General features: G+C 72.2%; 16 protein-coding genes. 14 read left to right on the forward strand and 2 right to left on the reverse strand.

What is annotated here, in order from left to right:
• Window positions 1-35 precede the first annotated feature (35 nt).
• The gene (gene glgP, locus ACIBQ8_RS39850; protein WP_397179720.1) at window positions 36-2615 is read left to right on the forward strand and encodes an alpha-glucan family phosphorylase; all 2580 of its coding nucleotides are present in this window, start codon (window positions 36-38) and stop codon (window positions 2613-2615) included.
• A 50-nt stretch (window positions 2616-2665) separates the two neighbouring features.
• Window positions 2666-3562 carry a MurR/RpiR family transcriptional regulator gene (locus ACIBQ8_RS39855; RefSeq protein ID WP_364330608.1) on the forward strand — a complete coding sequence of 299 codons (897 nt, stop codon included), beginning with the start codon at window positions 2666-2668 and terminating at the stop codon, window positions 3560-3562.
• Here ACIBQ8_RS39855 and ACIBQ8_RS39860 read toward each other — a convergent pair.
• Window positions 3525-5435 carry an N-acetylmuramoyl-L-alanine amidase gene (locus ACIBQ8_RS39860; RefSeq protein WP_397194625.1) on the reverse strand — a complete coding sequence of 637 codons (1911 nt, stop codon included), beginning with the start codon at window positions 5433-5435 and terminating at the stop codon, window positions 3525-3527. The two genes, ACIBQ8_RS39855 and ACIBQ8_RS39860, sit on opposite strands and share 38 nt — an antisense overlap.
• Before the next feature lie 186 nt (window positions 5436-5621).
• Here ACIBQ8_RS39860 and ACIBQ8_RS39865 point away from each other — a divergent pair, with 186 nt between their 5' ends.
• From ACIBQ8_RS39865 to ACIBQ8_RS39875, 3 genes are all read left to right on the forward strand, one after another.
• On the forward strand, window positions 5622-5825 hold the full coding sequence (locus tag ACIBQ8_RS39865) for a hypothetical protein (protein WP_352322071.1): 204 nt from the start codon (window positions 5622-5624) through the stop codon (window positions 5823-5825).
• Between the two features lie 7 nt (window positions 5826-5832).
• Window positions 5833-6525: a CBS domain-containing protein gene (locus tag ACIBQ8_RS39870; RefSeq protein WP_397194626.1), complete on the forward strand. Its 693-nt coding sequence runs from the start codon at window positions 5833-5835 to the stop codon at window positions 6523-6525.
• 249 nt (window positions 6526-6774) lie between these two features.
• A complete protein-coding gene (locus ACIBQ8_RS39875) occupies window positions 6775-7833 on the forward strand; it encodes a 3-deoxy-7-phosphoheptulonate synthase (RefSeq protein ID WP_397194627.1) in 1059 nt (352 codons plus the stop codon).
• Between the two features lie 57 nt (window positions 7834-7890).
• On the opposite strand, the gene ACIBQ8_RS39880 is transcribed toward ACIBQ8_RS39875, so the two are convergent.
• Entirely contained in the window at window positions 7891-8175 is a 285-nt protein-coding gene (locus ACIBQ8_RS39880) for a Fe-S cluster assembly protein HesB (protein ID WP_352328823.1), read from the reverse strand.
• A gap of 101 nt (window positions 8176-8276) precedes the next feature.
• Here ACIBQ8_RS39880 and ACIBQ8_RS39885 point away from each other — a divergent pair, with 101 nt between their 5' ends.
• The 9 genes from ACIBQ8_RS39885 to ACIBQ8_RS39925 all read left to right on the forward strand — a co-directional run bounded on the left by ACIBQ8_RS39885 (window position 8277) and on the right by ACIBQ8_RS39925 (window position 18466).
• Complete coding sequence (locus tag ACIBQ8_RS39885) at window positions 8277-8957, forward strand: endonuclease (protein ID WP_397194628.1); 681 nt, start codon at window positions 8277-8279, stop codon at window positions 8955-8957.
• 28 nt (window positions 8958-8985) lie between these two features.
• Complete coding sequence (locus ACIBQ8_RS39890) at window positions 8986-9759, forward strand: enoyl-CoA hydratase-related protein (RefSeq protein ID WP_358003064.1); 774 nt, start codon at window positions 8986-8988, stop codon at window positions 9757-9759.
• Between the two features lie 80 nt (window positions 9760-9839).
• Complete coding sequence (locus ACIBQ8_RS39895) at window positions 9840-10187, forward strand: hypothetical protein (RefSeq protein ID WP_397179715.1); 348 nt, start codon at window positions 9840-9842, stop codon at window positions 10185-10187.
• Window positions 10178-11383: a DUF6395 domain-containing protein gene (locus ACIBQ8_RS39900; protein WP_352352244.1), complete on the forward strand. Its 1206-nt coding sequence runs from the start codon at window positions 10178-10180 to the stop codon at window positions 11381-11383. Before ACIBQ8_RS39895 ends, ACIBQ8_RS39900 begins: the two co-directional genes overlap by 10 nt.
• Window positions 11384-11426: 43 nt before the next feature.
• On the forward strand, window positions 11427-12269 hold the full coding sequence (locus ACIBQ8_RS39905; protein ID WP_397179714.1) for a M55 family metallopeptidase: 843 nt from the start codon (window positions 11427-11429) through the stop codon (window positions 12267-12269).
• 30 nt (window positions 12270-12299) lie between these two features.
• Entirely contained in the window at window positions 12300-13856 is a 1557-nt protein-coding gene (locus ACIBQ8_RS39910) for a flavin monoamine oxidase family protein (RefSeq protein ID WP_397194629.1), read from the forward strand.
• Window positions 13857-13920: 64 nt separating this feature from the next.
• A complete protein-coding gene (locus ACIBQ8_RS39915) occupies window positions 13921-14433 on the forward strand; it encodes a YbaK/EbsC family protein (protein WP_397194630.1) in 513 nt (170 codons plus the stop codon).
• A gap of 198 nt (window positions 14434-14631) precedes the next feature.
• Window positions 14632-16680: a serine/threonine-protein kinase gene (locus ACIBQ8_RS39920; RefSeq protein ID WP_397194645.1), complete on the forward strand. Its 2049-nt coding sequence runs from the start codon at window positions 14632-14634 to the stop codon at window positions 16678-16680.
• Window positions 16681-16696: 16 nt separating this feature from the next.
• Window positions 16697-18466, forward strand: a complete 1770-nt coding sequence (locus ACIBQ8_RS39925; RefSeq protein ID WP_397179710.1) for a serine/threonine-protein kinase — start codon at window positions 16697-16699, stop codon at window positions 18464-18466.
• The last annotated feature ends 12 nt before the right edge of the window (window positions 18467-18478 follow it).

The following is an 18478-nucleotide window of genomic DNA, read 5'->3' on the forward strand; positions in this document are numbered from 1 at the left end:
TGAGAGGTCCCTCCTAGCCCGTAGGGTGCAGAAACGTGAGAGCTATCCGCCGGTTTACCGTCCGCACCGTCCTGCCCGCGGAGCTGGCCGCCCTGGGCGAGCTCGTGCACAATCTCCGCTGGTCCTGGCACCCGGAGACGCTCGACCTCTTCGCCGAGGTCGACGCGGCGCTGTGGGAACAGGTCGGTCACGATCCCGTGGCCCTGCTCGGCGCCGTCACGCCGGCCCGGCTCAACGAGCTGGCCGCCGACCGCCGTTTCCTCCGCCGCCTGGCCGACGCAGCAGACGACCTGCGCGAATACATGACATCGCCGCGCTGGTACCAGACGCTGCCCGACGTCGCACGCGCCATCGCCTACTTCTCCCCCGAATACGGCATCGCCGCCGCGATGCCCCAGTACTCAGGCGGTCTCGGCATCCTCGCCGGCGACCACCTCAAGGCGGCCAGCGACCTGGGCGTGCCGATCCTCGCGGTCGGCCTGCTCTATCGCCACGGCTACTTCACCCAGTCGCTGTCGCCCGAGGGCTGGCAGCTTGAGCACTACCCGGCGCTCGACGCCGGCGGCCTGCCGCTGACCCTGCTGAAGGACGGCGACGAGCCCGTCAAGATCCGTCTCGGCCTGCCCGAGGGCCGCGTCCTGCACGCCCAGGTCTGGGTGGCGCAGGTGGGCCGGGTGCCGCTGCTGCTGCTCGACTCCGACGTGGCCGACAACGACACCGCCGCCCGCGACGTCACCGACCGCCTCTACGGCGGCGGCACCGACCACCGGCTCATGCAGGAGCTGCTGCTGGGCGTGGGCGGCGTACGCGCCATCAGGGCCTACTGCCGCATCACCGGCCACGCCGAGCCCGAGGTCTTCCACACCAACGAGGGCCACGCCGGCTTCCTCGGCCTGGAGCGCATCCGCGAGCTGACCGAGTCGCGCATGTCGTTCGACGAGGCCCTGGAGGCCGTCCGCGCGGGGACGGTGTTCACCACGCACACGCCGGTGCCCGCCGGCATCGACCGCTTCCCCTGCGACCTGATCGAACGCCACTTCGGCGGCGACTCCGCCTGGCCGACCGTGCCCGTCGAGCGCATCCTGGCCCTGGGCGCCGAGGCCGAGCCCGGCCGCTTCAACATGGCCGTCATGGGCATGCGCCTGGCCCAGCGCGTCAACGGCGTCTCCGAGCTGCACGGCGCGGTCAGCCGGGAGATGTTCAAGGACCTGTGGCCCGGCTTCGACCTCGACGAGGTGCCGATCGGCTCGATCACCAACGGCGTGCACGCGCCCACGTGGGTCGGGCGCGAGTTCATGGAGCTGGCCGGCCGCGAGCTGCCCTCGCTGATCGAGCGTGCCCGCGGCTGGGAGGGCATCCAGAAGATCTCCGACCGGGAGATCTGGGAGATCCGCGGCAAGCTGCGCAGGCGGCTGGTCGAGGGCGCGCGCGAGCGGCTGCGCAGGTCGTGGCGCGAGCGCGGCGCCTCGGTCGCCGAGCTCGGCTGGATCGACGACGCGCTCGACCCCGACGTGCTGACGATCGGCTTCGCCCGGCGGGTGCCGTCGTACAAGCGGCTCACGCTCATGCTGCGCGACCCCAAGCGGCTGGCCCGGCTGCTGCTCGACCCGGACAAGCCGGTGCAGATCGTGATCGCCGGCAAGGCGCACCCGGCCGACGAGGGCGGCAAGAAGCTGATCCAGCAGATCGTCAAGTTCGCCGACCAGCACAACGTGCGCCACCGCATCGTCTTCCTGCCCGACTACGACATGACGCTCGGCCAGCTCATGGTCCAGGGCTGCGATGTGTGGCTGAACAACCCGTTGCGGCCGCTGGAGGCGTCCGGCACCTCGGGCATGAAGTCGGCGCTGAACGGCGGGCTCAACCTGTCGATCCGCGACGGCTGGTGGGACGAGTGGTACGACGGCACCAACGGCTGGGCCATCCCCACCGCCGACGGCGTCAGCGACCCCGACCGGCGCGACGAGCTGGAGGCCGGCGCCCTGTACGACCTGATCGAGCACGAGGTGTCCGACCGCTTCTACGACCGGCCGTTCGACGAGCTGCCGCGCAGGTGGATGGAGATGGTCAAGCACACCCTGGCCTCGCTCGGGCCCAAGGTGCTGGCCGGACGCATGCTCCGCGACTACGTCGTCGACCTCTACACCCCGGCCGCCAAGTCGGCGCGTGCGCTGTCGGCCGACTCCTACGCCGCGGCCAGGGCGTTCGCGGCCTGGCGGGTGCGCGTCACGCGGGCCTGGCCGGGGGTGCGGGTCGAGCACGTCGAGGCGTCCGGCGTGGGCGACGCCCCGGAGGTGGGCGCCTCGGTCGAGCTGCGGGCCACGATCGCGCTCGGCGACCTGGAGCCGGGAGACGTGCTGGTCGAGGCCGCGTACGGCAAGGTCGGGCCGCACGACGAGCTGGTCCGCCCGCGGTACGCGCGGCTGGCCGTCGAGTCGCTGGAGGACGACGGTCACGCCCACTTCACGGGCCGGGTGCCGCTCGACCGTACGGGGGCCTTCGGATACACCGTCCGGGTTGTCCCGCATCACCCGTTCGCTGCCACTCCGGCGGAGTTGGGGCTGATCGCCGTCCCGGAGGAGCCGGTCGGAATGACGAACGGCACCTTGCGCTGATATATCCGGACGAGGTCGGCCCGGTGGTCGGGCGGTGCATAATCAGGACCGTGGACGACAGCGGGAACGGCCTGCGGGCCGACAATCTGGTGGCCACGGTCCGCGGTGTCCTGCCGTCCCTGACGCCTGCCGCGCAGACCGTCGCCCGGCTCATCCTGGAAGATCCGGCGACGGTCGCGCGCAGCACCATCACGGAGCTGTCGGCCGCCTCCGGCACCAGCGAGGCGACCATCGTGCGCACCGCGCGGCTGCTCGGCTTCGCCGGATATCCCCAGCTCAGGCTGGCTCTGGCGGCGGCGGCCGCGCAGCCCGACCGGCTCGTGCCCGGCGACCTGGCGCCCGACGACCCGCTGTCGGAGGTCATCCAGAAGGTGGCCAGGGCCGAGTCGGAGGCCATCAACGACACCGTCGCCCAGCTCACCAGCGAGCGCCTGGGCCTGGTCGTCGACGCGATCGTGGGGGCCAGGCGCATCGACGCCTACGGCGTGGGCGCCTCGGGATTAGTCGCCGAGGACGTCGCCCAGAAGCTGCTGCGCATCGGCCTGTCCAGCCACGCCTTCCAGGACGCCCACCTGGCCCTGACCAGCGCCGTCCTGCTGAAGGCGGGCGACGTGGCGATCGGCATCAGCACCTCGGGGGAGACCCCCGACGTGATCGAGCCGCTGCGCCGGGCGGGCGAGGCGGGGGCCACCACGGTGGCCGTCACCAACAACCCGCGCTCGACGATCGCGGAGCTGGCCGAGCACGTGCTGATCTCGGCCGGGCGCGAGACGGAGTTCCGTCCCGGCGCCCTGGCCAGCAGGATCAGCCAGCTCCTCGTCGTCGACTGCGTGTTCGTCGGCGTCGCCCAGCGCACGTTCGACTCCTCTCAGGAGGCGCTCGCGAGCACCAGGCGCGCCGTCAAGGAGTTCACCCGGAGAACGACACCTGCACGTCGTCAGCCTTGACGTACATCACGCGGTGGCCGAACTGGATCTCCAGGTACTTCGTCTTGCCCCTGACCACCTTGTGGTCCTCGAGGTTGAACGTGACCGCCCGGTAGTACTCGGTGGCGGCCGGCCCGGCCAGCGTGTACTTCTCGCCCGCCGAGAACGTGTACTGCAGCGGCGTCACCGCCTGGTACGGGATGCCGGCCGGGTACGCCTCCTGCTCCGGGTACGCCCGCCCGAACACCGGCACGGTCGCCCTGCCCGGCTTCGGCGTGACGACGAGCCCCATCGACGGGATCGCGGTCGGGGCGGCGGCCGGGTTGTGGAACCACGCCTTCTGGCCGAGGTACCAGATCGCCGTCCAGTCGCCCTGGCGGTCGGCGACGGCGAAGCGCTGGCCGGTGCTGGCCCTGGCGCTGTGGTCGTACACGCTGTAGAGCGAGCCGCCGGTCGGGTGCTTGCCGATGTCCTTGATCAGCGGGGCGTCGTCGCGCGGCTCGGTGCGCAGCCACACGGTGCCGGCGCTGAGCGGCGGGCAGGCCGCCTCGGGGTTCTTGCGGTCGCAGCCGTAGAAGTAGGGCTTGTTGGTGGCGAAGTCCGGCTTGATCATGACCGAGCCGGCCTGCGGGCCGCCGAACTGGTGCAGCGGCGCGCCCATGAGCTGGAAGTAGTGCGCCCAGTCCCAGAACGGCCCCGGGTCCTCGTGCATGCCGCGGACCGTGCTCGGGATCGTGCCGGGGACGTTGTCGTGGCCCAGGATGTGGGCGCGGTCGAGCGGCACGCCGTGCTTGAGCGCCAGGTAGCGGACGAGCCGGGCCGACGAGCGGTACATCGCCTCGGTGTACCAGGTGCTGCCCTCGGCCAGGAAGCCTTCGTGCTCGATGCCGATGGACTTGGCGTTGATGTACCAGTTGCCGGCCTGCCAGCCGACGTCCTTGGTCTTGATGTGCTGGGCGATGTGCCCGTCACTGGAGCGGACCGAGTAGTGCCAGCTCGCGCCGTAGTTCGGGTCCTGGTTGAGCTTGATCGACGGGAGGAAGTAGCCCTCCATGTCGTGGATGATGATGTAGTCGACCTTCTGGCTGACCGGCCGGTTCGCCAGGTCGTAGTGGCCGTAGTCGTCCGGCGGGAGCTCCTGGTAGGCCGAGGGGATCCACTCGCAGGAGATCGAGGCCGGGCACTCGACGCCGTCGCGCCGCGCGGGCCGCAGGCCGAGCTTCTCCAGCCACTTCTCGATCTTCTCCAGGTCCGGGACCTTGGGCAGGGTGATCTTCTGCCCGTCGTCCGTGGTGCGCTCGGCGCCCTCCTGGATGGTGGCGTAGACCTCGTCGGCGAAGAACTTGGCCGCGTCGGCCTCGTCGGCGCCGGAGTACTTGGCGACGGCTCCGTACCATTCGCCGGGGTTGGCGCTCAGGGGCGCGCCGAGGCTCTTCTGGTAGTCGGCGAGCAGCGCCGCGCCGCCGCGGATGTTGGCCGCGTCGTCGGTGCGCAGCCGCTCGTGGCTCTCGCCGGTGAGCTGCGCGGCGCGTTCCATCGTGCGCAGCGAGGCGGGGATCTCCGCCGGGGCGGGCGTCGCCGTGGGCGCGAGCGGCCTGCTCTCGTCGCCGCGGGCGTCCTCCTCGCCCTCTCCGTGGTGGTTCGAGCCGGTGTACGCGGCCGCGTCGGTCAGGTGCATCGGGCCGAACCCGGCGTCGCTCGACGGCTGGCCCGCGTGGGCGTCCCAGCGCGACTCCAGGTACGAGACGCCGAGCAGCACGCTCTGGGGGACCTTGAACTCGTCGGCCGCCGCGGCGAACGCCTGCTGCCGGTCGGCGGGCTCTTCGGCGTGGGCCGAGGGCACTTGGGTTAAGGGCAACAAGGCGACGACGGCGATCGCCAGCGCTCTGCGCATGAACCGCTCCTTGACTGGGGGGCGTGGTGCGCGTTCAGCGTCTCAACATTTTCCTTCTCTGGCGAGAACTTTGCGAAGATATTTTTCATCCCTTAACGGACTGTCGGACCGGCTCCGGCCGCCCGCCGCCCAGGACTACCAGGTGACGGGCTGGGTAGGCGGCCTGCGAGGAGAGGGGGAGCTGTCATGCCTCGACCCGGAAGTCACTCCTACGACAACGAGCGCCGCCGGCTGCGCAAGCAACTGGACCGGCAGGGGATGAGCGAGCAGGAGCTCAAGAAGCGGGTGGCCAGGAAACTCCAGTCGGACCCGGACAAGAGCCCGCGCAAGGTGGGCGGCGACCGCGCCGAAGGACCCAAGTCCGAACGGCCCCGCCGGGGGGAGCGCTGAGGCCCCGATGACCGCCATCATCGACCGCGTCGGCGTCCAGGACCTGCTCGCGACGCGCGACGCCCAGCTCGCCGAGGTGCTGCCCGAACGCGAGTACGCCTGGGCGCACCTGCCCGGCGCCGTGCATCTGCCGCTCGGCTCGCTCGACCGGCTGGCCGACGACCTGCTCGACCGGTCGCGTCCGGTCGTCGTCTACTGCCACGACTGGGTCTGCGACCTGAGCCCGCGCGCCGCCCACCGGCTGGCCCGGCTGGGCTTCGCCAACGTGCACGACTACGGTCCGGGCAAGATGGACTGGTTGTCGGCTGACCTGCCGTACGAGGGGGAGGCCGTCCTGGTGGGCTCCGGCGCCCGGCGCGACCCGGTCACGGCCGACCTGGAGGACCCGCTGGAGGAGCTCAGCGAGCGCATCGTCGCCGATCCGGCCGGGCTCGCCGTCGTGGTGGACCGGGACGAGGTGGTGCAGGGCGTCATCGGGTCGCGCGAGCTCAAGGGCGCCGACCTGACCGGCACCGCCGAGGCCGCCATGAACACCGGCGTCACCACCGTACGGCCCAGCGAGCAGCTCGACGCCCTGGCCACCCGCATGGAGGGCGCGAACGTCGACCACGTCGTCGTCACCCGCGCCGACGGCACCCTGGTCGGCCTCTACGGGCTCGGCGACCTGCGCGAACCCGGCTGGGAATCCGATCTCGGATAGCGGACGGGATTTGGAGCGGTCACCCGGCGTCTGCTAGCGTCAACAGCATGTCAGTGATCAGCCGATTTTGGCGCTATGTGGCGGCTCCGGGTGGAGCCGAAGGTCACATGCGCTGACTTACTGATCACCCGGAGCCCAAAGGCAGAGACGTCCCGTCTCTGCCTTTCGTCGTTCAGGCGGACGGCTCCGGGGGCCACGGATGTGGGCCGTACCGCCTTCGAACTTCCATCGAAAGCGGAGGACCAGCCCATGACCACGACCAGCGACCTGCGCATCACCTCGTTCGAACCCCTGCCCACGCCCCGCGAGCTCATCGGTGAACAGCCGCTCGGCCCGCAGCGCGAGGCGCTGGTGGCGGCGAGCAGGAACGCCGTGCGCGACGTGCTCGCCGGCGACGACGACCGCCTGCTGCTCATCGTCGGCCCGTGCTCGGTGCACGACCCGGAGGCCGCGCTCGACTACGCCCGCCGCCTGGCCGCCGCCACGCGCGACCTCGGCGACGCCCTGTGCGTGGTCATGCGGGTGTACTTCGAGAAGCCGCGGACCACCATCGGCTGGAAGGGCCTGATCAACGACCCGGACATCGACGGCGGCCACGACGTCCAGCGCGGGCTGCGCCTGGCCAGGACGGTGCTGCTCGACGTGCTCGACACCGGGCTGCCGGTGGGCTGCGAGTTCCTTGAGCCGACCAGCCCGCAGTACATCGCCGACGCCGTCACCTGGGGCGCGATCGGCGCGCGCACGCCCGAGAGCCAGGTGCACCGCCAGCTCACCTCCGGCCTGTCCATGCCGGTCGGCTTCAAGAACGCCACCGACGGCGACGTGCAGGTGGCCATCGACGGTGTGAAGGCCGCCGCGCACCCGCAGGTGTTCTTCGGCATCGACGACGAGGGCCGGGCCGCGGTCGTCTCGACCACCGGCAACCCCGACTGCCACGTCATCCTGCGCGGCGGGCGCACCGGTCCCAACTACGACCCCCAGTCCATCGGCGACGCGCTGGCGCTGCTGGCCAAGGCCGGGCTGCCGGAGCGGCTGATCATCGACGCCAGCCACGGCAACAGCGGCAAGGACCACGTACGGCAGGCGGCCGTGGTGCGCGAGGTGGCCGGACGCCTGGCGGCGGGCGAGAAGGGCGTCGCGGGGCTGATGGTGGAGAGCTTCCTGGTGCCGGGGCGGCAGGAGCCCGGCCCGGCCGAGGGCCTGACGTACGGGCAGAGCATCACCGACGCCTGCGTGGGCTGGGAGGAGACCGAGCGCCTGCTGGCCGAGCTGGCCGACGCCGTGCGCGCCGGCCGCGCCGCCCGCTGACGGCCTCCCGGCGGCCCTGAGGTGATCGGCGGGCCGCCGGAGGCCCGGCAGGGCCGGTCAGGTGCGGCGGTCCAGCCGGAACGTCGGGTGGCCCGGCGTGCCCGGCTGGGCGTCCAGCGACTTGTCGTCCAGGATGGGCGCCGCGTCCTCGGCCACGAAGACGCGCACGTCCCCCTGCTCGATGACCTGGTCCCCGGCGTACGGCGTGCTCGCCAGCGACACCTCCAAGGCGCCCGCCTCGTCCGGCTTGGCGGCGATCCGCAGGCCGGCGTGCGCGGGCACGTCCTCGCCGACCATCAGGTCACGGATCGCGACCACGGCGTTGTCAGTCAAAGTCAGCACGATGCGCTCCTTCTCGCTGGAGACCCCCCGCCTCCCCCGCGACCAGGGCGGCAAACGCGCCGGGCCGGGATGAGCGCCCGCCGTGGGGGTAGCGGAGCGTCATGGCTGACAAGGACGCCGACAAGGACGCCGACAAGAACAAGGGCGTGCTGGACGCCCTGCTCGAACAGTGCGGCCAGACGTTCGCCGCCGAGGCGGGCATCCGGCTCGCCGACCGGCCGCGGCCGCTGTACCAGCTCCTCGTGCTGGCCACGCTGCTCAGCGCGCGCATCTCGTCCGGGGTGGCGGTGGCGGCGGCGCGCGAGCTGTTCGCCGCCGGGTACCGCACGCCGCGGGACATGGCGCGGGCGAGCTGGCAGGACCGCGTGGACGCCCTCGGCCGCGGCCACTACCGGCGCTACGACGAACGCACCTCGACCATGCTCGGCAGGGGCGCCGAGCTGCTGCTCGACCGCTGGAAGGGCGACCTGCGCAGGTTGCGCGACGAGGCCGGGGGCGACCCCGGGCGCATCGGCGAGCTGCTGCGGGAGTTCCCCGGCATCGGCCCGACCGGCGCCGACATCTTCCTGCGCGAGGTCCAGGGCGTGTGGCCGCAGGTCGCGCCGCACCTGGACGGCCGGGTCCTGGACGGCGCGGCCCGGCTCGGGCTGCCGCGCCAGGAACGCGGCCTGGCCCGCCTGGCCGGCTCCGGCGACGAGCTCGCCCGCCTGTCGGCGGCGCTGGTGCGCGTGTCGACCAGTAAGAAGGCCGCAGACGAGGTGAGGTCGGCCGCGGCGGGGTGAGCGGGGAGGGCTCTGTTAGGTTCGGCTCATGGGTGAGTTTGTGAGCGTCGAGGTGGCCGACCAGATCGCCACGATCCGTCTTGACCGTCCGAAGATGAACGCGCTCAACGTTCAGACGCAGCGGGAGCTCGTCGAGGCGGCGCTTCAGGTCGATGCCGACGACCAGGTGCAGGCGGTGATCCTCTACGGCGGCGAGCGGGTCTTCGCCGCCGGCGTGGACGTCAAGGAGATGGCCGACATGTCCTATGCCGACATGTCCACCCACTCCCGCACGCTCCAGGCGTGCTTCACCACGGTCGCCCGCATCGGCAAGCCGGTCATCGCCGCCGTCACCGGCTACGCGCTGGGCGGCGGCTGCGAACTGGCCCTGTGCGCCGACTTCAGGGTGGCGGGCGAGTCGGCCCGGCTCGGCCAGCCGGAGATCCTGCTCGGGCTCATCCCGGGCGCGGGCGGCACGCAGCGTCTGCCCCGGCTCGTCGGCCCGTCCCGCGCCAAGGATCTGATCTTCACCGGCCGGCACGTCCCCGCCGCCGAGGCCCTGGCCATCGGGCTGGTCGACCGGGTGGTGCCGGACGAGCAGGTCTACACGGCGGCCCTGGAGTGGGCGGCCACCTTCGTCGGCGGCCCGGCCGTGGCGCTGCGCGCCGCCAAGCAGGCCGTCGACCAGGGGGCCGAAGTCGACCTCGACTCCGGCCTGGAGATCGAGCGCCTGCACTTCTCCGGCCTGTTCGCCACCGACGACGCCAGGATCGGCATGCGGGCCTTCGCGGAGAAGGCCAAGGCCAAGTTCACCGGACGGTGACCGCCCGGCCGCCATACGAATGCGACCCTTTGGAGTAGGCCGTCCGAGGGGAAGCGGGTTTGCCAGTATGGTGGCGTTTCATGATGCGCGTCCCGGTCCCCGCCCGGCTGCGTAAAGCCGTGCGTACGTGGTTCGACTCCCGTTACATCTCCGTCGCCGACCACCGGCAGGACATCCGGGACGCGCTCTGGGAGGTCCAGACCCTGCGCAGGGAGATGGCCACCCTCCAGGGCGAGGTCGAGCGGCTGCGGAACGCCCGTCCGCCGGCCGGGCCGGTGATCGACAAGGCCAGGGTCGACGACGCGTACCGGCTGGCGCAGGAGACCGCGCAGGCCCTCGACGGCGTGCTCCAGAACGAGGTGCTCGTCTGGCAGGCCATCGACGACCTGCGGGCCCGCGTCCCCGAGGGGGGCCGGCCGTGCGCGTGACCTGGTCCGGCACCGAGCTGACCTTCCGTCTCGACCCCGAGGACGAGATCACCGGCAGGGCGGCCGACGAGCATCCCGTCAAGCTGGCCACCAACTCCTGCTCGATCGGCGGCGTGCCCGCCGATGCCCACCCCGACCTGTTCGCCGTGGCCGCCTGGACGATCGTGGCGCCCTGGACCAGGCGGCGGATCACCTTCGACCGGGCCGTCTCCGCCGAGGTGGCCGCGGCGCTGCACGACGGCTGGGGCATCGAGGCCGGGCCGGTCGGGGCCGAGCCGCGCCGGGCCGGGGACCGGCTCGCCCTCTCCTACAGCGGCGGCGCCGACTCCGTGGCCGCGGCGGCCATCCACCCGTCGGCGCCGTTCGTGCACTTCCGGCGGGTGCCGCATCCGAGGGTGCCCAACCGGTGGCCGCACTACCGCTCCGACGTGCTGGCCAAGCTGGCCGAGCGGACCGGCCGCGAGCTGACCACCGTCACCTCCGACCTGGAGTTCACCCTCGCCGAGCCGCGTCCGGGCTATCCGGAGCACCACGCCGTCGCGGCGGGGGCGCTGCTGCTGGCCGACCGGATGAACCTCGGCGGCCTGGGCTTCGGCTATGAACTGGGTTCACGCTGGCTCGGCGGTGACCGTTACTTGTTGCGGTTCACGCCCGACAACCCCATGTGGGCGCCGCACGGCGCGTGGGGCCGGTTGTTCGCCGCCGCGGGCGTGCACATCGTCCTCCCGGTCGGCGGGGTGAGCGAGGCCGTCACCATGCGGCTGGCCCTGAACTCCGAGCTCAAGGACCAGGTGCGCTGGTGCCTGCGCGGCACCGACGGCCCCTGCCGCACCTGCGGCAAGTGCCTGTACAAGGAGCTCATCCAGGCCGCCGTCGAGCGCCGCCCGCTGGACACGCCCCTCACCGCCGACCGTCCCGTGGCCCGCAAGTGGCTGCGTCCGCCCCCCTTCGGGGGCCAGGAGATGGTCGAGTACGGCCTCGCCCGGATCCCCGGCGTCGAACGGTCGCTGTTCGCCAAGGCACTCGACCACTTCGAGGCCACCGAGGAGTCCACGAGCTGGCTCGACCACTGCTACCCGCCGGCGATCGAGGAGATCCCCGAGCCGTGGCGGGCGGAGGCGGCCGCCTTCCTGACCTCCCAGGTCGGCCTCATGACCGAGGCCGAGGTGCGGCGGGTGGAGACGTGGGGCGCGTGACCGTCCGCGGGACGGATCCGGCGAAGTGCGAGGAGTTGACTGCGTGAAGGTTTACCTGTCGGTGGACATGGAGGGCGTGACGGGGCTGACCGACCCCGAGGAGATGCACGCCGGCAAACGCGGCTACGACCGCGGCTGCGAGCTGATGACCGCCGACGCCAACGCCGCCGTCGAGGGGGCGTTCGCCGCGGGGGCGGGTTCGGTGCTGGTGAACGACGCCCACGGGTCCACCAAGAACCTGCGGATCGACCTCCTGGACCCGAGGGCGACGCTGATCCGGGGGCCGGGCAAGGCCCAGCGCATGGCCCAGGGGCTCGACGGCACGTTCCAGGCCGCGTGCTTCGTGGGCTACCACGCCAGGGCGGGCGTCCAGCACGGCGTGCTCAACCACACGTGGATGGGCAAGGAGATCCAGAACGTCTACCTCAACGGCGAGCTGTGCGGCGAGACCCGGCTGGTCGCGGCGTGCGCGGGCTTCCACGGCGTGCCCGTCGTGCTGGTGACCGGGGACGAGGCCGTCGGCGAGGAGGCGCGCGAGCTGCTCGGCGACGTCGAGACGGTCGCGGTGAAGAAGGGCATCGACAAGTTCTCGGCCGAGTTGCTGCCGCCGAGCGTCGCCCAGGCGCAGATCCGTGAGGCCGCCGCTCGCGGGCTCTCCCGGTTGAGCGACTTCACGCCTTATCGGGTGGAGGCGCCGTACACGCTGGGGGTGGAGTGGAACTCGACCGCCATCGCGGCGGCGGTGGCGCTGGTGCCCGGCGTGAAGACGGCCGGCTCCCGGCACACCGAGTTCACCACCGACGACTTCCGCCAGATCATGGCGCTGCTCGGGATCTTCGCCACCATCGGCGGCCAGGTGGCCTGCGGCAGCGGGCCGTACGGCTGAGATGTCGGTAACTGCTGACCTAGGGAGCGGGTGACGGTGGAAGGCGCGGCGCTGACCCGGCGGGGGCTGCTCGTCGGGATCGGAGCGGTGGGCGGCGCGGGCGCCATGTACGCCGCCATGGGCGCGCTCGGGCTCGCCCCCTCCGAGCAGGACAAGGAGTTCGCCGCGCCGCGCCCCGGCGACTTCTCCCTGCGCGGCAGGGGCGCGGCCAAGGTGGTGATCCTCGGCGCGGGCGTGGCCGGGCTGACGGCCGCGTACGAGCTGGGCAAGGCCGGCTACGACTGCACCCTGCTCGAAGCCAGGGGCAGGGCCGGCGGGCGGAACCTGACGCTGCGCGGCGGCGACCGCCTGACCGAGCTGAACGGCACGGCCCAGGACGTCAAGCTGGGCGAGGGCGTCTACTTCAACGCCGGGCCCGGCCGCATCGCCCCCTGGATGGTCACCCTCGACTACTGCAGGGAGCTGGGCGTCCCGATCGAGACGTTCGTCAACAACAACGCCGCGGCGTACGTCCACACCAACGGCAGGACGGTGCGGGCCCGCACCGCCCGAGCCGACATGTACGGATATGTCGCGGAATTGCTGGCCAAGGCCACAAATATCGGCGCGCTCGACAAGGCGATCACCGCCGACGACCGGCAGCGCCTGCTGGAGTTCCTCCGCCGGTTCGGCGACTTGGGCCCCAAGCTCGACTACGAGGGCTCGCCCCGGCGCGGCTTCACCAAGTACCCGGCGCTCGACGCCGGCACCCCCGTCCCGCCTCCCGGCACCCTGCACGACGTGCTGGCCGCCGCCACCGGCCGGGCCATCACCAACGACTTCGGCTACGACATGGCCACCCCCATGTTCCAGCCGGTCGGCGGAATGGACGCGATCGTCACCAAGCTCACCGAGGCCGTAGGGGCCGACCGGATCAGAACCGGCGCCAAGGTAACCAAGATCACGACCCTGGACGACGGCGTCGAGGTGACGTACGACGGCGGCAGCGTCAAGGCCGACTACTGCATCGCCACCCTCCCCCCGCACCTCCTCGCCAAGATCCCGCACAACCTCGGAGCGCAGATCACCAGCGCACTGAGCACCCCCATCCCGGTCGCCGCCGGCAAGATCGGCCTGGAGTACGGCAGGCGCTGGTGGGAGCTGGAGGACCGCATCTACGGCGGCGTCACCGAGACCGACCTGGACATCACCCACATCTGGTACCCCTCCCACGGCTACCACTCCGAACGCGGCCTGATCGTCGGCTACTACAACACCGAGCAGAACGCCGAGCTGTACGGCTCACTCACCCCCGAGGACAGAAGGCGCAAGGCCCTCACCCAGGGCAGGAAGATCCACGGCGACAAGTACCGCCAGGACCTGCTGTCCAGCGTCTCCATCGCCTGGCACCGCCAGGAGCACATCCAGGGAGGCTGGATGTACTGGCCGTCCTTTGATTCGTCCTTCACTCTTCTGCAACGCCCCGCCGGAAGGGTCTACTTCGCGGGTGACTGGCTCACCCACTTGATCGCCTGGCAGGCAGGCGCCATGGAGTCGGCCCGCAGCGCCGTCACCCTGCTGCACCGGCGGGTGCTGCAGTCCGCGTGACGTCGCACGCCACTTCCGAGACCGGCATAGGGTCGGTCAAGGAAGAGCGATCGAGGAGACGAGGATGACGTTGCACTGGGTGCCCGCGACCGAGCGCGCCGACCTGCTGGCCGATCCGGTGGCGTTCGCCGTGCCGGGCGTCGAGGGCGTCGAGGTGGCGGAGATCGACCCCGAGCTGGCCGACACGGCCGCGTTCTGCGAGCGCTACGGCGTACGGCTCGACGAGTCGGCCAACTGCGTGGTCGTGGCCGCCAAGCGCGGCGGCGAGACCAGTTACGCCGCCTGCATGGTGCTCGCGACGATGCGCGTCGACGTCAACGGCGTGGTGCGCAAACACCTCGACGCCCGCAAGGCGAGCTTCGCGCCGATGGCCGACGCGGTCGAGCTCACCGGCATGGAGTACGGCGGCATCACCCCGCTCGGGCTGCCCGGCGACTGGCCCGTCCTGGTCGACGTGCACGTCGCCGAGCATCCCAGAGTGGTGATCGGCAGCGGCGTGCGCGGGTCGAAGCTCGCCGTGCCGGGCGCCGCGCTGGCCGGGCTGAAGGGCGCCGAGGTCCTGTCCCTGACGACCTGAAGGCCCCGAGGCCGAACTGAAGCCAATTCGAGACCGTTGGATGGGAAACCGATGAGGCCGTATCGGACGTTGTACGAGTGGGAATGTGGCCTCATGGTTCATCTCGTGGGCGGGGATTAAGCCGATATGGTGCTTCATGCCATGAACGATGACCGACTAGGCCCTTACCGGCTGCTCAGGCGGCTCGGTGAAGGCGGGATGGGCGTTGTCCACCTCGCTGTCGACCCCCAGGGGCGACAGGTGGCGGTCAAGGTCCTGCGCGGAGAGGTCGCCGGTGACGAGGTCGCCAGGCGACGGCTTTCGCGTGAGGTCGAGACCATGCGCCGGGTCCGCAGCAAATTCATCGCAGAAGTGGTCGATGCGGATGTAACCGGTCATCGTCCGTACATCGTCACGCGTTACGTGCCCGGCCGTCCTCTCGACGAGATCGTCAAGGACGACGGGCCGCTCGACCTGCCCGCGCTGGTCCGGCTCGCCCACGGGGTGGCCTCCGCGCTGGCCGTGGTCCACTCCGTCGGCGTGATCCACCGCGACCTCAAGCCGGGCAACGTGCTGATCCTCGACGGCGAGCCCGTCCTGATCGACTTCGGCATCGCCCAGGCGGTCGACGCGACCAGGCTGACCCAGACCGGCATGTTCATCGGCACCCCCGGCTACCTCGCGCCCGAGATCATCGAGGGCCAGGAGGCCGGCCCCGAGGTCGACATCCACGCCTGGGCGGGCACGCTGCTCTACGCCGCCACCGGCCAGCCGCCCTTCGGCAAGGGCACGCTGGAGATGATCTTCTACAACATCACCGCCGGGAAGGCCGACATCAGCGGCGTCCCGGCCGAGCTGCAGCCGCTGCTCAAGGCGGGCTTCCAGCGCAACCCGGCCAAGCGGCCCAAGGCCGCCGACCTGGCCGAGCAGACGGCCCGCATGCTGCCGAGGCCGCCGCACGGCGGGCCCGACGAGATCTCCACCGTCCCCCGGCCCGACGCGCCCGACGACTTCCCGACCAGGCGGCCGCCGTTCGTGGGGGAGAAGCCGTCCTACGACGTCTCCACGCCGCCGATGACGCCGCGCCGGCTGATCGACGGCCAGGAGCAGCCGGTCGCGCCGCCCGCCGACCCGCACTTCGTCTCCCTGCTGCCCAACCAGGCGGCCGGGCTGCCCGGTGCCGGGTTGCCCAGTGCCGGGTTGCCCGGTGCCGGGCTGCCCGAGCAGGGCGTGGCGCTGCCGGACCAGGGCGCGGGCGACCCGTGGCCGACCCGCCGGGTCTCGCCGGAGGAGCTGCGCCAGATCCAGCGCGAGGCCGGGCCCAGCCAGCCCTGGCCGCAGCAGCAGCCCCCGCTCCAGCCCCAGCCTCACTCCCAGCCGCAGCCGCAGGTCAACCCGCACGAGGCCGACGTGCCCACCCGGCGGGTGCGCCCGGACTCGGCGGAGTTCGGCCGGCTCAGCTCCGGCCCCCAGCCGGTGGACCACGGCCGGCTCGGGTCCGGCGGCCAGCCGGTCGACCACGGCCGGTTCGGCTCCGGCCAGGAGGCGGCGAACTACGGCCCGGTGCCCGTGCAGCCGCCGCCCTACATCCCGGCGCAGCCGCAGTACCCGCCCCAGGACCAGCAGGCCGCTCACGAGCCGTACAACGCGGGCGGGCGTCCTGGGCAGGCGTTGCAGCGCTCGAAGGCGTACGGGGTGGCGAGCGCCATGCTGCTGATCCTCATGATCGTGGCGGCGGTGACGGCCCCCGTCCTGGTGGCGGTGGTGGCGATCCCGATCGCCGTGCTGCTGCGCGCCGCCGACCTCGCCCAGCCGGCGCTCAGCGGCCGCAGGCCCGCCGGGTCCGCCGCCCTCGACGTGCTCAGGGTCCTCGCCCAGCCGCGGGCGCTGGCCAAGTCCGTGGGCATCACGGTCGCGCTCGTCCTGTACGCCCTGATCCTCGGCCTGCCGGTGACGCTGCTGCTCAGCGTGGTGGTCAGCATGAACTCGGCCAACGCCCTCGCCTGGGGGGCCGCGGTCGCGCTCTGGACGCTCTGCGCGGGACCGGGCGTCGAGGGCCCGGGGCGGCAGATGCGCAGAACGCTCTCATCGCTCGTACCCTCTAGGACAGCGGCCATGGCGATGGCGGGAGTCCTGGCGGCGGGCGCCGCCCTCTCGCTGATCCTCGCCTACGGCACGTTCGGGGACACGCCAAGGGGGAGTGTATGGAGTCCACTGGACGTCACACCCGTGACAGAGCAACTCAGCAGCCTGAAGGGCGGCGGCTGAGCCGAGGAAGGTGGCGATGAGCATCCAAGCGCCGGAACGCCTCGGCCCCTACCGCATCGTCAGGAAGATCGGCGAGGGCGGCATGGGGGTCGTCCACCTGGGTCTCGACGGTGAGGGCCGCGAGGTCGCCATCAAGGTGCTCCACCCGCACGTGGCCGCCGACCTCAAGGCCCGCGACCGGCTCACGCGCGAGGTCGAGACCATGCGCCGGGTGCGCAGCCCGTACGTCGCCGAGGTCATCGACGCCGAGCTGGTGGGGGGCCAGCCCTACGTCGTGACCCGCTTCGCCCCGGGGCGCACGCTGGAGGAGACCGTGCTGACCGAGGGCGCCCTGGAGGCGCGGCAGGTCATCAGGCTGGCCCAGGGCCTGTGCCAGGCGCTGGTCGCCATCCACGCGGCCGACGTGATCCACCGCGACTTCAAGCCGTCCAACGTCATGCTGGTCGACGGCGAGCCGCTGGTCATCGACTTCGGCATCGCCCACCTGGTGAACGCGACCCGGCTGACCCAGACCGGCATGTTCGTCGGCACGCCCGGCTACCTGGCGCCCGAGATCATCCGCGACTCCGACATCACCCAGGCGGCCGACGTGCACGCGCTGGCCTCGACGGTGTTCTTCGCCGCCACGGGCGCGCCGCCGTTCGGCACCGGGACGTTCGAGGCGGTCTGCTTCAACATCATGGAGGGGCGGGCCCAGCTCGACCGGGCGCCCGCGTGGCTGCGCGGCTGGCTGTCGCGCGCGCTGCGGGTCGATCCCGCCGCCCGGCCGGGCGCGCATGAGCTGCTGCGGATGGCCAGGGAGCTCGACCCTTCGGTGACGTCGTTCAACGAGATCGAGGGGCCGACCGGCACCAAGCGCATCGGCAGCGGCACCCGCGCCATGGACACGTTCTCCGACCTGCTGCCGCCGGTCGAGTACCGCAAGGCCGCGCCGCCGCCCCCGCCCCCTCCGCCGCCCGCGCGGCGGGAGGAGCGGCCGCCGCCCTACGTGCCCGCGCCCACCTCGGCGCGCCCGGTGCCGCGCACCGACCAGCGGGTGGCCGGCTACCCGGCGCCGCCGCCGCAGCCGCGCCCCTACACGCCGCCGCCCCAGCCGCGCGGCCACGTGCCGCCGGCGGAGCGCAAGAGGTACCTGTTCGGCGCCCAGGTGACCGGGTTGCTGCTGCTGGTCACGCTGGTGGCGCTGACCGTCATGATGCCCGTCGTCATGGGGGCGGTGGCCGTCGCGCTCGCGGTGGTGCTGCGGGTGGGCGAATACCTGTTCGGCGACATGGTCAAGCGGCGCCAGATCCGCGGCAGCAGCTCGGCCGACCCGCTGCTCGCGCTGGTCGGCACGCCGTGGGCGCTGGTCAAGGCCGCGCTGGTGACGCTGGTGCACGTGCCGCTCGCGCTGCTGTTCGGCGCGTGCGTGTGGGGGGCGCTGCACTGGGCCGGCGGCATGGGCACCAACCAGGCCGCCGCCTACGCGGCCGGCGCGTTCGCCGGGGGCCTGTTCGTGCTCCCGGGCGGCGGCGCGCCGCGCAAGGCCGTGACCCGTACGCTCACCGGCGTGCTGCGCAGCCCCGGCGCCGCGCTGGTCGCGGTCGTCGCGGTGGGCACGGCGGCGCTGTTCGCGGCGATGTTCGCGCTCGGCCAGGACCCGGTCTGGACGCCCTGGCGGGCCCCGCAGAGCGTGATCGACGACCTGGCGAGCGAGGCCAGGCAGAGCACGATCGGGCTGATCACCGGACTGATCGAAAGTCTGCTCGACGGGCTGGGGTTGGGCTTCCTGACTCCGTGGTCGTGAGTGTCCCCCTCG

The sequence above is a fragment of the Nonomuraea sp. NPDC049646 genome, from assembly GCF_044465525.1.
Taxonomy (GTDB): domain Bacteria; phylum Actinomycetota; class Actinomycetes; order Streptosporangiales; family Streptosporangiaceae; genus Nonomuraea.